The sequence below is a fragment of the Caulobacter sp. GSs2 genome (assembly GCF_058680895.1).
The window spans coordinates 1,307,497-1,321,456 of record NZ_CM178725.1 but is presented as its reverse complement, the minus strand read 5'-3'; the positions used below and the strand labels follow the sequence as shown (position 1 = coordinate 1,321,456).

General features: G+C 65.5%; 10 protein-coding genes. 5 read left to right on the top strand and 5 right to left on the bottom strand.

All coding sequences use genetic code 11. The features are described from left to right. A complete protein-coding gene (locus ACW17Z_RS06410) occupies positions 1-3,144 on the bottom strand; it encodes an efflux RND transporter permease subunit (protein WP_492058053.1) in 3,144 nt (1,047 codons plus the stop codon). A gap of 12 nt (positions 3,145-3,156) precedes the next feature. Then, positions 3,157-4,305, bottom strand: coding sequence for an efflux RND transporter periplasmic adaptor subunit (locus ACW17Z_RS06405; RefSeq protein ID WP_419318146.1), 1,149 nt, complete (start codon positions 4,303-4,305; stop codon positions 3,157-3,159). Between the two features lie 196 nt (positions 4,306-4,501). Here ACW17Z_RS06405 and ACW17Z_RS06400 point away from each other — a divergent pair, with 196 nt between their 5' ends. Together ACW17Z_RS06400 and ACW17Z_RS06395 are read left to right on the top strand one after the other, a co-directional pair. Next, positions 4,502-5,098: a TetR/AcrR family transcriptional regulator gene (locus ACW17Z_RS06400; RefSeq protein WP_492058052.1), complete on the top strand. Its 597-nt coding sequence runs from the start codon at positions 4,502-4,504 to the stop codon at positions 5,096-5,098. A gap of 345 nt (positions 5,099-5,443) precedes the next feature. Then, positions 5,444-6,265, top strand: coding sequence for a flagellin (locus ACW17Z_RS06395; RefSeq protein ID WP_419318142.1), 822 nt, complete (start codon positions 5,444-5,446; stop codon positions 6,263-6,265). 58 nt (positions 6,266-6,323) lie between these two features. Here ACW17Z_RS06395 and ACW17Z_RS06390 read toward each other — a convergent pair whose 3' ends face one another. The 3 genes from ACW17Z_RS06390 to ACW17Z_RS06380 all read right to left on the bottom strand — a co-directional run bounded on the left by ACW17Z_RS06390 (position 6,324) and on the right by ACW17Z_RS06380 (position 10,658). After that, positions 6,324-7,217, bottom strand: a complete 894-nt coding sequence (locus tag ACW17Z_RS06390) for a rhamnogalacturonan acetylesterase (RefSeq protein ID WP_492058051.1) — start codon at positions 7,215-7,217, stop codon at positions 6,324-6,326. Between the two features lie 148 nt (positions 7,218-7,365). Further along, positions 7,366-8,985, bottom strand: coding sequence for a family 43 glycosylhydrolase (locus ACW17Z_RS06385; RefSeq protein WP_492058050.1), 1,620 nt, complete (start codon positions 8,983-8,985; stop codon positions 7,366-7,368). Positions 8,986-9,215: 230 nt separating this feature from the next. Beyond that, positions 9,216-10,658: a sugar porter family MFS transporter gene (locus tag ACW17Z_RS06380; RefSeq protein ID WP_492058049.1), complete on the bottom strand. Its 1,443-nt coding sequence runs from the start codon at positions 10,656-10,658 to the stop codon at positions 9,216-9,218. A 186-nt stretch (positions 10,659-10,844) separates the two neighbouring features. On the opposite strand from ACW17Z_RS06380, the gene ACW17Z_RS06375 reads away from it, so the two are divergent. The 3 genes from ACW17Z_RS06375 (at position 10,845) to ACW17Z_RS06365 (ending at position 13,887) form a co-directional block, all read left to right on the top strand. Then, on the top strand, positions 10,845-11,093 hold the full coding sequence (locus tag ACW17Z_RS06375) for a type II toxin-antitoxin system Phd/YefM family antitoxin (protein ID WP_492058048.1): 249 nt from the start codon (positions 10,845-10,847) through the stop codon (positions 11,091-11,093). Next, positions 11,090-11,485 (top strand): type II toxin-antitoxin system VapC family toxin, encoded by a 396-nt coding sequence (locus tag ACW17Z_RS06370; protein ID WP_492058047.1) that lies wholly within the window; start codon positions 11,090-11,092, stop codon positions 11,483-11,485. Before ACW17Z_RS06375 ends, ACW17Z_RS06370 begins: the two co-directional genes overlap by 4 nt. 200 nt (positions 11,486-11,685) lie before the next feature. Further along, the gene (locus tag ACW17Z_RS06365; RefSeq protein WP_492058046.1) at positions 11,686-13,887 is read left to right on the top strand and encodes a TonB-dependent receptor domain-containing protein; all 2,202 of its coding nucleotides are present in this window, start codon (positions 11,686-11,688) and stop codon (positions 13,885-13,887) included. The last annotated feature ends 73 nt before the right edge of the window (positions 13,888-13,960 follow it).

The window sequence follows — 13,960 nt, the reverse complement described above, 5'->3', positions numbered from 1 at the left end:
CTAGTGGCCCTCGGCCGGGATCGCGGGCGTCTCGTCGACGCGCTTGGACTTGGGTTTGAAGACCTTCTCGACGACCACGAAGAACAGCGGGACGAAGAAGATCGCCAGCAGGGTTCCCGAGATCATGCCGCCGATCACGCCGGTGCCGATGGCGTGCTGGCTGCCCGAGCCCGCCCCGTTGGAAATCGCCAGCGGCAGGACGCCGAAGATGAAGGCCAGCGAGGTCATGATGATCGGCCGCAGACGGATGCGGACGGCCTCCAGGGTGGCCTCGATCAGCGGCGTGCCCTTTTCGTGCAGGTCCTTGGCGAACTCGACGATCAGGATGGCGTTCTTGGCCGCCAGACCCATGGTCGTCAGCAGGCCGACCTGGAAGTAGACGTCGTTGGACAGGCCGCGCAGGGTGGTGGCCAGCAGGGCGCCGACGACGCCCAGCGGGATGACCATGATCACCGACAGCGGGATCGACCAGCTCTCGTACAGCGCCGCCAGCAGCAGGAACACCACCAGGATCGAGATGGCGTAGAGGGCGGGGGCCTGGTTGCCCGACTCCCGTTCCTGGGCCGACAGGCCGGTCCACTCGTAGCCGATGCCCGGGGGCAGCTTGGCGGCGATCTCTTCCATGGCGGCCATGGCCGCGCCGGAGCTTTGGCCAGGCGCGGGCGTGCCCTGGATGTTGACGGACGACAGACCGTTATAACGCTCCAGACGCGGCGAGCCGTAGGTCCAGGCGGTGGTGGCGAAGGCGGAGAACGGGACCATTTGGCCCGTGCCGTTGCGCACGTACCACTTGTTGAGGTCCTCGGGCGTCATGCGGAACGGCGCATCGGCCTGGACATAGACCTTCTTGATGCGGCCGCGATCGATGAAGTCGTTGACGTAGGAGCCGCCCAGGGCCGTGCTCAGCGCCGCATTGATGTCGGCGGTGGTCAGGCCCATGGCGCCGGCCCTGGCCTGATCGACATCGATCCGCAGTTGCGGGGTGTCGTCCTGGCCGTTGGGGCGCACGCCGGCCAGCTTCGGGTTCTGGGCGGCCATGCCTAGCATCATGTTGCGGGCGTTGATCAGGGCCTCGTGGCCCACGCCGCCGGTGTCCTGCAGCTGGAAGTCAAAGCCCGAGGCGTTGCCCAGCTCCTGCACCGCCGGCGGCACGATCGGGAAGACCATGGCGTCGCGGATCTGGGAGAAGGCCCCGAAGGCGCGACCGGCGACGGCCGGCGCCTTCAGGTCGGCGCTCTTGCGCTCTTCGAACGGCTTGAGGCTGATGAAGGCCAGGCCGGCGTTTTGGCCGGCGCCGGCGAAGCTGAAGCCCGAGACGGTGAAGACCGACTTGACCGCCTGATCCTTGAGGAAGTGGGTTTCGACCTGCTTGAGCACGCCCTGGGTGCGCGCGTCCGTCGCCCCGGGGGACAGCTGCACCAGGGTATAGATGGTGCCCTGGTCTTCTTCCGGCAGGAACGAGGTGGGCATGCGGATGAACAGCACGCCCATCACCAGGATGATGGCGCCATAGATGGCCATCCAGCGGACGCCCTTGCCCAGGATGCCGCGCACGGCGCCCTGATAGCGGCCCGACAGGTCGTTGAAGCTGCGGTTGAACCAGCCGAAAAAGCCCTTGTCCGAGATCGTGTGACCCTTGGCGACAGGCTTGAGCAGGGTGGCGGTCAGGGCCGGGGTCAAGATCAGGGCGACGACCACCGACAGCAGCATGGCCGAGACGATGGTGATCGAGAACTGGCGATAGATCACGCCCTGCGAGCCGCCGAAGAAGGCCATGGGCACGAAGACGGCCGACAGCACCAGGGCGATGCCGATCAGGGCGCCGCTGATTTCCTTCATCGACTTGCGGGTGGCTTCGACGGGCGACAGCCCTTCCTCGCTCATCACCCGCTCGACGTTCTCGACCACGACGATGGCGTCATCGACCAGCAGGCCGATGGCCAGCACCACGCCGAACATGGTCAGCGTGTTGATCGAGTAGCCAAAGACCGCGAGGATTCCGAAGGTGCCCAGCAGCACGACCGGCACGGCGATGGTCGGGATCAGGGTCGCGCGCCAGTTCTGCAGGAACAGGAACATGACGATGAAGACCAGGATGATGGCCTCGATCAGGGTCTTGACCACTTCATGGATCGACTGGGCCACGAACGGCGTGGAGTCGTAGGGCACCACATATTCAAAGCCGGCCGGGAAGCTCTTGGACAGCTCGGTCATGCGCGCCTTGACCGCCTCGGCGGTGTCCAGCGCATTGCCGCCGGGGGCTAGCTTGACGGCCAGGCCGGCCGCCGGGGCGCCGTTGAAGTGGGCGTTGAAGACATAGCTTTCGGCGCCCAGCTCGACGCGGGCCACGTCGCGCAGGTGGACGATCGCGCCGCCGGTGCTGTTGCGCAGGATGATGGCGCCGAACTGTTCAGGGGTTTGCAGGCGCGACTGGGCCGAGATGGTGGCGTTCAGGGCCACGCCCGGCGCGGCGGGTGTGCCGCCCAGCTGCCCGGCCGAGACCTGGGCGTTCTGGGCCCGGATGGCGGCGGTGACGTCGCTGGGGGTCAGCGCGAAGCTGGCCAGCTTGTCGGGGTCCAGCCAGATGCGCATGGCGTATTGCGCGCCGAACAGCTGGACGTCGCCCACGCCGTCGACGCGGCTCAGCGGATCCTGGATGTTGGCGGCGATATAGTCGGCCAGGTCGACATTGGTCGTGCCCGGGGCCTTGGAATAGAGGCCGACCACCATCAGGAAGTTGCGGGTCGACTTGACCACGCTGAGGCCCTGTTGCTGGACCTCTTGCGGCAGCAGGGCGGTGGCCGTCTGCAGCTTGTTCTGGACCTGCACCTGGGCGATGTCGACGTCGGTGCCGGCCTTGAAGGTCAGGGTGGTGGTGGCCGAGCCCGAGCTGTCACTGGTCGAGGACATGTATTCCAGGCCGTCCAGGCCCTTCATCTTCTGCTCGATGACCTGGGTGACGCTATCCTCGACGGTCTTGGCCGAGGCGCCGGGATAGTTGGCCGACACCGAAACCTGGGGCAGGGCGATGTCGGGATATTGCGCGATCGGCAGGGTGCGGATGGCCAGGAGACCGGCCAGCATGATGACGATGGCGATGACCCAAGCGAAGATGGGCCTGTCGATGAATAAGCGGGAAAGCATGACAGCCGGGCCTTAGCGTTGGGCGGTGATGACGGCGGGCTTCACGGGCGCGCCGGGACGGACCTTTTGCAGGCCTTCGACGATGACCTGGTCGCCCGGCTTCAAGCCGCCGGTCACCAGCCACTTGTCGCCAACCATCTGGCGGACGGTGATCGGGCGAGGCTCGGCCAGGCTTTTGGCGCCGACCACCATCACCGTGGCGTTGCCCTTGGGGTCGCGGGACACGGCGGGTTGCGGGATCAGCATGCCGTTCTGGGCTGTGGCGGTGCTGAGCGCCGCGCGCACATACATGCCCGGCAGCAGCACGCCATTGGGGTTGGCGAAGGTGGCGCGCAGGCCGACCGAGCCCGTGGCGGGATCGACGGTGACGTCCGAGAATTCCAGCTTGCCGGGGGTGGGATAGGTGGAGCCGTCTTCCAGCTTCAGGGTCACCTGTGCGGAACCCGAGCGGCCGATGCTGCCGGTGGCCAGATCGCGCTGAAGCTTCAGCAGTTCGGCCGAGGACTGGGTCAGGTCGACATAGACCCGGCTGGTGTCCTGAACCGTGGCCAGGGCGGCCGCCTGGCCGGCGGTGACCAGCGCGCCCGGCGTGACCGTGCTCTTGCCGATGCGGCCCGAAATCGGGGCCAGCACGCGGGTGTAGCCCAGGTTGATGCGGGCGGCGTCGACATTGGCCTTCTGGGCGGCGACATTGGCGGCGGCCTGCTGGCTGGCGGCCTGAGCGTCGTCATTGTCCTGCTTGCTGACGGCGCCGGTCTCGACCAGGGCCTTGTAGCGATCGGCCTTCAGCCTGGCGGCGGTATAGGCGGCCTGCGCCTGGGCCAGGCCGGCGGCGGCGCTGTTGTAGGCGGCCTGATAGGTGGCCGGATCGATCTGGTACAGCGGCTGACCGGCGCGGACATAGCCGCCTTCCTGGAACAGGCGCGCCTTGACGATGCCGCCGACCTGAGGACGCACTTCGGAGATCAGAGAGGCCGAGGTGCGGCCCGACAGCTCGGTGGTCAGGCTGACCGGCTCGGTCCGGGCAATGACCACACCCACATCGGCAGGGCCTCCAGCGCCCATGCCGGCGGCCCCGCCCTGGCCCTGCCCGCAGGCGGCGAGGGTGAACGCGATAGCGGCGAGCGCGACGGCTGTCGCCGCCGAACGTTGGAATTGCATGACAGATCCCGGTTTTGGATAAAGGCGGTCGGCGCCGGGCCATTGCCCTTGACGTAGACCGGATGATCGACAATCTGAGAATGAACGTTCATTCTCACTCGGGGCTGGACATAAGTGCGAGGCTGTCGCAAGTCAACACCGAGGGTGTCGCTTTTCGGCTGACCTAACGGAAATGTAATGCGAAACGAGATTTGCGATGGGCGATGAGATGCCATCTGCGCGGCCGACGGTAGAAACCCGTCGACAGCAGATCCTCGACGCCGCGTGCGATCAGGTGCGCCAGTCGGGTTTCCACGGCGCCAGCATGGCCGACATCGCCAAGGCCGCTGGTCTGAGCGTCGGCCAGATCTATCGCTATTTCGAGAACAAGGAGGCGATCATCGCCGCCATTGTCGCCCAGGACCTGGCCGAGATGCGCGAGAAGTTCGCCGAACTGGAAAGCCAGCCGGGCGATCTGCTGGAGGTCATGACCAGTCACTTACCTGAGGCCCTGGACAAGTGTTACGACCCACGCCGCTCGGCCCTGGTGCTGGAAGTCCTGGCCGAGGCGGCCCGCAATCCCAAGGTCGCCACCATCGTCCGCGCTGCGGACGCCCAGGAGCGCGCCCTGGCCATCACCATGCTGGAACGCAGCCGCAAGCCCGAGTGGAGCGATGCCGAGTTCAAGGCGCGGGCCGAGATGATCGGCGTGCTTTTTGACGGGCTTGTCATGCGCTCGGTCAACAACCCTGACGCCGACCGCCGGGCCTTGGCCAAGGTGTTCCACAAGACCCTGGAATGTATCCTCGCCTGAGATCTGGTCGGGCGTGATGCCGCGGGTCCGGCAACGCTGACTAGGGCTTGCGTCGCGGCGCCTCGTGACCCCCAAATCTAGATATAGTTATCGCCAACTGCGACGATCCGCCGCGATATATAGTCTGAATTTCGAAAATAGTGACCGAATGCGCTGAGTGATTACTCAAATTCTCCAGGTCGAATTTTCGATTTTTACAGAAATTTTCGAGGCCGAAACCCGAATTGCGGCCGTTAACCATCCAGATTCATTCGGAATAAACTGCCTGGGTCAAAAGTGCAGGGAGGCAAAAGCCTACCGGCAGTCAAAATGACGTCGGCGATCCTTGAATAGGAAATTTTCGCAATGGCGCTGAACAGCATCAACACGAACAGCGGCGCAATGATCGCGCTGCAAAACCTGAACTCCACCAATTCGGAACTGGCGACCGTCCAGCAGCGCATCAACACCGGCAAGAAGGTGGCCAGCGCCAAGGACAACGGTGCGATCTGGGCCACGGCCAAGAACCAAACCTCGATGGCCTCGTCGATGAACTCGGTGAAGGATTCGCTGCAGCGTGGTCAGTCGACCATCGATGTGGCCCTGGCCGCTGGCGACACCATCACCGACCTGCTGGGCAAGATGAAGGAAAAGGCCCTGGCCGCTTCCGACACCTCGCTCAACACCTCCAGCTTCAACGCTCTGAAGGCCGACTTTGAATCCCTGCGCGATCAGGTGACCAAGGCCGCCTCGAACGCCAAGTTCAATGGCGTCAGCATCGCCGACGGCACGACCACCAAGCTGACCTTCCTGGCCAACCAGGACGGTTCGGGCTTCACGGTCACCGCCAAGACCCTGTCGCTGGCCGGCCTCGGCCTGACGGCCGCTTCCAGCTTCACTGACGCCGCCACGGCCAAGACCATGATCACCACGGTGACCACGGCTCTGGGCACGGCCACCAACAAGCTGGCCTCGCTGGGCACCAGCTCGGTTGGCCTGGACACCCACCTGACCTTCGTCGGCAAGCTGCAAGACAGCCTCGACGCCGGCGTGGGCAACCTGGTTGACGCCGATCTGGCCAAGGAAAGCGCCAAGCTGCAGTCGCTGCAAACCAAGCAACAGCTGGGTGTGCAGGCGCTGTCGATCGCCAACCAGTCTTCGTCTTCGATCCTGAGCCTGTTCCGCTAAGCTTAAGGCTTCACGGAAAACGGAAAGGGCGGGTCCTCGCGGGCCCGCCCTTTTTCGTTCAGGGCAGCAGGTTCCGGCGCAGGGCAGGGACCGCGTCGGCCAGCGCCGTAGCCACCAGGGCCGAGACATGGTCGGCTCCCTCGTGACCCAGGTGCGTATAGTCAAAGGCCTGTTTGGGCGTGCCCATCGGCTCGGCCGCCGCATTGTTCTGGACCGGTGGCGTTGCGACCGGCGGTGGCGGTGGCGGAACGGCGGCGCCGGGAATCGCCGGCTCGTAAAACCGCGCCTCTATGGTGGTGCCAGACCGGGCGGCGTCGCGGACGCGGGCGTCGGGCGGGCTCTGGGCCAGCCGCATGGCCTCGACCGGGCCCATGGCCTGGACGGCGGCGGAGCTCAAGGCGTGCAGATCGACCAGCGGCGTGCCGGTCTCGGCCGCCACCCTGCGGGTCGCCCGGGCCCATGGACCCAGATCATCGACCAGCTTGCCGTCCTTGAACTGGCGGCGGGTCAGGGGGGTGACCAGCACCGGCTTGCCCCCGGCGGCCCGCACCTCTTCGACATAGCGCTGCAGATTGGCCGGAAACTCGGTGGCGAGATCGGTCGAGCGGCCCGGCTTGCCCGGCTGGTCGTTGTGGCCAAACTGGATCAGCACATAGGTGTCGGAAAACCCGCCCGATTTTATCTCGTACATCGCCAGCTTCCACGAGCCCTCGAGCCGGTAGTTGCTGGTCGAGCGACCGCCGCGGGCCAGGTTGATGCAGGCGACGAATGAGGTGACGTGCTTGCCGCAGAAGCTGGGGCCCCAGCCGCTCTGAACGGCGGTGGTGGAGTCGCCGATCAGCACGATCTTCGGGGATTTGAAGACGGGGGGATCGGTGTCGGGCGTCGCCTGGGCGTGAGCGGCCATGGGGGCGGCGAGCAGGGCGGCGGTGAGGAGGAGGGGTTTGATCATCTCAAGCGTCCCATTGAAATCGCTTGTCATCCCGGAAGCCTCGCAGAGGCTGTCCGGGACCCTGGGGCAACCGCACTGCCTTGGCCCCTGGGTCCCGGCTCTCCGCTTCGCTGCGGCCGGGATGACAAGATGAAAGAGGCGGAGTGTTTTACCCCAGCGCCCGGTACTTGAAGTTCCGGAACCGCGCCGAGCCCTTGCCGGCTGCGTACAGCCCCGGCTTCAGCATCAGGAACCCGCCGCGCACATTGTGGTGGTAGCCGCTAACCTCCATGCCCCGGTCAAAGCGCTTCCAGGTCGCGCCGCCGTCTCCGCTGGTATGGAAGCTGACGATGTGGCGGGTGTTGCGTAGCCGTATCAGCATCTTCGAACCATGTGGATTGGCCGGTCGCCCCCGCTCGATGCCGTACTGGTGGGTGACGAAGTTCTTGGCGTCGAACCCCAGGCCGCAATAGAGCTGGCGGTCATAGAACAGGATCAGGCCGGCGCGGGTTTCCGGATCGATGTCGATCTCGCACTCGATCTCATAGGCCTGGTCGCCGTTGACGAAGATCAGCGGCGAGCCCGTTGACGGCGCTTCGCCCGCGCCCTTCAGGGTCAGGACGCCGTCCTGGCGTGACATGCGGTCCTGCTCGCCCGGCTTGGGATCGAAGAAGTTCCACTGCACGCCCAGCTTGTCGGTGGTGAAGTCGTCCGACAGCGCCATGCCGTGCGGTACGGCCTTGCCGCCCTTCGGTTTGGCGATCGGCTTTGCCAGATCGCCGCCGCCGACCGTGAACCAGCCGTCCTTGGTCCAGGTCACCGGGGCCAGCAGGGTCTGGCGACCCAGGGTGTAGAAGCCGTTTTCATAGCCGTGATAGACCGTCCACCAGTCGCCGGCCGGGCCCTCGACCAGGGTGGCGTGGCCGCGCGACCACCACTTTTCGGAATTGTCGGTGGTGCGCACGACCGGGTTGTGTGGATCGTCTTCCCACGGACCGGCCAGGGATTTGGCCCGGGCGACGATGACCATGTGGCCGGTCGGCGGGCCGGCCGTGCCGCCCACGGCGGTGATCATGTAATAGTAGTCGCCGCGCTTCATGACCTTGGGCCCCTCGGGCGAGAAGCCCTCAACGTCCCAGTCGTCGGGATAGCGCCAGGGGTCATAGACGTGCTCGGGCTTGCCCACGGTCGACAGGCCGTCGGGCGCCAGCTGGATGCGGTCGCCGCCCGACAGGAACAGCCAGCGCGCGCCCTTGTCGTCGACGATGTGGCCGGGGTCGATATAGCGCGGCAGCTTCAGGTCGATGGGCTCGGACCACGGGCCCTCTATCTTGTCGGCCCAGATCACATAGCTGGTGTTGTTGCCCGGAAACTTGGCCGGCAGGTAGATGTAGTAGCGGCCCTGGTGCTTGCAGAGTTCGGGGGCCCAGATCGAGCCGACATTGGTCTTCAGGCTGGCCACGACCGGCGCCCAGTTGACCAGATCCCGGCTGTGCCAGATCAGCAGGCCCGGATAGGCGTCGAACGAGCTGTGGGTCATGTAGTAGTCGTCGCCGTCCTTTAGGATCGACGGGTCGGGCCGGTCGCCGGCCAGGATCGGGTTGAGGAAGGTTCCGTCGCCCAGATCGGCCTTGCGCTGGCCCTCGACGCCCTTGGCCCAGGTCGGGGTTCCGGCGGGGGCGGGACCGGGCAGGGTTCCCATCTGGGCCTGGCTGGCGGCGGGAACAGCGGCCGCAGCCGCGCCGGTCAGAAGCGAGCCCAGGGCTCCGCGTCGGCTGATCTGGACCATTTTCGTGTTCCTTCCCAAGGCTACTGGCCGCGCGAACTGCTGTCGCGCTGGCGAATGTTACCGGTCACCTAGCGGCAAGTTTCAGAGAATGTCTACCGGTGTCATCGCGATTTTCACGGGACAACGCTGTCACCTGAGCGGTCCTTGGGGAAGGGGAAACCGCACAGTAAAACGCCCGGGAGGCGGAACCTCCCGGGCGTCCTGATCGTGACGGCGTGGAAGCCGGGCTCCTAGCCCTGCATGTCTTCCAGCTCCGTCCCGCGCGTCTCGCGAACCATCTTTTGGACGAAGAAGAACGAGACCAGGGCGCTGAGCGCGTAGAAGCCGTAGGTGACCGGCAGGCCAAGGCTCGCCGCCATGGCCGGGAAGCTGACGACGATGGCGAAATTGGCCATCCACTGGGCAAAGCCCGCGACGGCCAGGCCCGAACCGCGGATCTGGTTGGGGAACATCTCGCCCAGCATGACCCACATGACCGGGCCCCAGCTGAGGTTGAAGAACACCACATAGGCGTTGGCGGCGATCAGGGCGATCAGGCCGAAATTGCCCGGCAGGCTGAGCGCGCCGTCAACCATGGAGCCTTGGAAGAAGCAGTAGCCGACCGTGGTCAGGGTGACGGCCATGCCGGCCGAACCGATCAGCAGCAGCGGCTTGCGGCCAATCTTGTCGATCAGGGCGATAGCCAGCAGGCAGGCCAGGATCGACAGCGAGCCGCCCAGGATGTTGATCTTCAGGCTGTCGTCTTCCGAGAAGCCCACCGACTGCCACAGCACCGAGCCGTAGTAGAAGACGATGTTGATGCCGACCAACTGCTGGAACACGGCCAGACCGATGCCGGTCCAGACGATGGGGCGCAGCTTCTTGGTGATCGGGTCGATCAGGTCGCTCATCTTGGGCTTGTGATGGTCGGCCGACAGCGAGGCGCGGATCTCGGCCACCTTCTTGTCGCCCTGACCTTCGCCGAACAGGCGCGACAGGATCTTGGAGGCCTCGGCGTCCTTGCCCTTGGCGACCAGATAGCGCGGACTTTCAGGGATCGACAGCAGGCTGAAGAAGAAGATGGCGGCCGGGATGACCTGCATCCAGAACATCCAGCGCCAGGCGGGGAAGCCCAGCCAGAAGGTCGCTGTCGAGCTGCCGGCGGTGTGGGCCAGGATGTAGTTGGCCACGAACGCGCCGGTCAGGCCGGTGATGATCATGATCTGCTGCACGGACGACAGCCGGCCGCGGATGTTGGCGGGCGTGACTTCCGAAATATAGACCGGGCACAGCACGCTGGCGGCGCCCACGCCCAGGCCGCCGATCAGGCGGAAGGCGATGAATACCATCGAGGTGTCGGCCGCGCCGGTGCCGATGGCGCTGACCAGGAACAGCAGGGCCGAGATCAGCATCACGGTGCGGCGGCCCCAGACGTCGGCCAGACGGCCGGCGGCGAAGGCGCCGATGGCGCAACCGATCAGGATGGCGCCGACATTCAGGCCGGTGCCCAGCTTGCTGAGGTTGAAGGCGCTTTCCAGGCCTTCCTGCGTGCCGTTGATGACGCCGCTGTCATAGCCGAACATGAAGCCGCCAATGGTGGCGACGGCCACGATCGCGGCGATAAAGCCCATATTGACCTTGCCGCCGTCGGCGCTCATGCCCGGGCTAGGGCCCGCGCTGGATACTGAAGCCATTGGTTTCCTCCCCGTGGCCCGAAGGCCGTGTTCGATCCCTGAGCGTCCTTGATGAAGCGCTCGTTGGCCGCGACCTTAGTGTTACCGGTATCAGCGCGCAAGCGATGAGACCAGGTTGCGACTCTGGCCGTCTTTATGCCGGGTTCGATCTGTGCTAGCTAGACTTAGCTAATAGCGAGTCCGGCCATGCGTACAGTCAACATGCACGACGCCAAGTCGCAACTTTCAAGGTTGGTTGAAGCCGTCGAGAGCGGTGAGACCGACGAGGTGGTGATCGCCCGCAATGGCCGGCCCGCGGCGCGGCTGGTGCCCATGGTGTCGGCTGGCCGCACGCCCGTGCGGATCGGCATCGCCAAGGGTCTGTTCGTCGCGCCCGCCGATACCCAGGCGCAGGACGCCGAGGTGGCCGCCCTTTTCCTGGCGTCCCGGGATTGAGGCTGCTGCTCGACACGCACATCGCGCTCTGGACCCTGACCGACGACCCGCGCCTTTCCCAGCAGGCGCGCGCGCTGATCCTGGATCCCGCCAACGAGGTCTGCGTCAGCGCCGTGACCTTATGGGAGATCGCCATCAAGCATGGGCTGGGTCGCGAAGGGGCGAGCGCGATGCCGATCTCTGCGCAGGAAGCCCAGCTGCTGTTCAGCGCGTCGGGCTATTCGCTGGTCCCGATCACGCCCGAGCAGGCGGTGGCTGTCGAAACGCTGCCGCGCATCCACGCCGATCCCTTCGACCGCCTGCTGGTGGCCCAGGGGCTCACCGACGCCCTGGTGCTGGTGACGCACGACGCGGTGGTGGCCTCCTACAACGCGCGGATCATCCAGGTCTGACCTGGGCCTCAAACGCCTGACCGTTGCGCCAAAACCGCACTCCATCTCCAAGCGCAACATTGCCGAAAAGACATTTGATCCCGGTGTCGGGGCGCGGTCTACAGCGAAACAGCTAGCAACTATTTACAGTTGTAGTATTTACAGTTGTAATGCTGAGGCGTCGGGCGATCTCGCTCGGGGCTCGGTCCCCGGGAGCGTCCATGCGTCTGAAACTTCTGTTCGTGGCGACCGCGATGGTCCTGCCCGGCCTGGCCATGGCCCAGACGATCCCCGCCCAGACGCCTGCCGCACAGGCGCCCGCCGCTGCCAAGCCTGTGGACAAGTCCGCCCCGACAGCTGTCGAGGGCGTGGTGGTGACCAGCGATTCTACCGCCATGCGCACCTCGATCGACCGGCGCAGCTACAGCGTGGCCAATGACCTGTCGGCCCGCACCGGCTCGATCGCCGACGCCCTGCGCAACGTCCCCTCGGTCGAGGTCGACGTGCAGGGCAATGTCAGCCTGCGCGGCGACGCCAATGTCACCATCCTGATCGACGGCAAGCCCTCGGGCCAGTTCAACGGCGACGGCAAGGCCGACGCCCTTCAGTCGCTGCCGGCCGACCAGATCGACCGGGTCGAGGTGATGACCAACCCTTCCGCCGCCTTCCGCCCCGACGGCTCGGCCGGGATCATCAACCTGATCACCAAGAAGACCCAGAAGCCGGGCGTGAACGGCTCGGTGCGGGCCAATGTCGGCTCGGGCGGGCGCTACAATGGCGGGATCAGCGCGACCCGCCGCGCGGGCAAGCTGACCCTGTCGGGCGACGCCGGCTATCGTCGCGACGTTCAGCAGTTCGTCTCCGAGACCGACCGCGCCATCCTTGATCAGACCAGCGGCCGGTTTCTGCCCAGCACCCAGGATCTGGACTCCCAGAACGAGAGCGACGGCCTGAACCTGCGCGGCGGGCTGGACTATGATCTCGACAAGCAGAACCGCCTCAGCGCCGAGCTGCGCTATCGCGGCATGGCCATGGATAGCGATAGCCGCGAGCTCTATTCCGCCCGCAACACCGCCGGCGCGGTTTCCCGCAGCTATGAGCGGCTGACCCAGGGCGAGATGAACCGCGACAACGGCGCGCTCAGCGCCGACTGGCGCCGGCAGCTGACGGGCGCCGGCCACGAACTGACCGCCCACGCCGAGTATGAGGTCACCAGCTTCTCGCGCGACGGCCGGGGCCTGACCCGCAACAGTCCGGGCGTCGACAGCTATGAGACCTTCGGTTTCGGCATCGACCAGACCCGCGCCAATCTCAAGGTCGACTACGTCAAGCCGCTACCGGGTGATGTGAAACTGAAGGCCGGTGTCGACTTGGAGGTCGGCGAGAACGACTATGACAACCGCCGCGCCGTCGGCCCCGCGCCCGGCGCCCTGGTCGTCGACACTGCGCGCACCAACCGCTTTCTGTACGATCAAGACGTCTTCGCCGCCTATGTCACCTATGAGCGCCCGTTCGGGGATTTCACCGTGCAGGGCGGTCTGCGGGCCGAGCAGGTCAATATCGACACCCACCAGCTGACCTCGAACCAGAAGAACAGCAATGACGATTTCAAGGTCTATCCCAGCCTGTTCCTGAGCTACACCCTCAATGAAAACAACACGCTGAACGCCAATTACAGCCGCCGTATCCAGCGGCCCCAGGCGCAGGACCTCAATCCCTATCCGGTCTATCAGGACCCCTACAACTACCGGGCCGGCAATCCGGACCTGAAGCCGCAACAGACCGACGCCTTCGAGCTGGGCTGGCAGTATCGCAAGGGCCAGACCTCCTATCTGGCCACCCTGTATCACCGCCGAAACACCCAGAGCGTCACCGACGTGGTCACCGATCTGGGCGGCGGCGTGCTGCTGACCACCAAGCAAAACCTGGGCAAGAACAACAGCACCGGCCTGGAGCTGGCAGCCAATGGCCGCCTGACCCCGACCCTGACCTACAGTGTCAGCAGCAACCTCTTCCGCAACGAGATCGCCGCCGCCAATCTGGGCTTTTCGGGCACGCGCGAGGACACCATGGTCTCGGGCCGCGCCAATCTGAACTGGCAGGTCACGCCGAAGGATTTCCTGCAGCTCAACGCCATTAGCTCGGGCCGTCGCCTGACCCCGCAGGGCTATCGCGAGCCGTTCAGGATGCTCAATCTGGGCTATCGTCGGAAGATCAATGACAAGCTGTCCTTCGTGGTCACCGGCCAGGATGTGCTCAACACCATCGAGGACACGGTGATCATCGACACCCCGACCCTGCGCGACACCACAAGTCGCCAGCCAAGGGTGCGGGCTGTGTTTGTCGGCTTCACCTGGCTGTTCGGCGGCGGCAAGCAGCGCGAGCCCGGCTTCGACTTCAGCGGCGCCCAGGTCGGCAACTGAAATCCCCGCCGGCCGGCTGTGACCCTGGGTGATTTCATGTCATAGCGCCAGCGTTACACGGGATCTGGAGCGT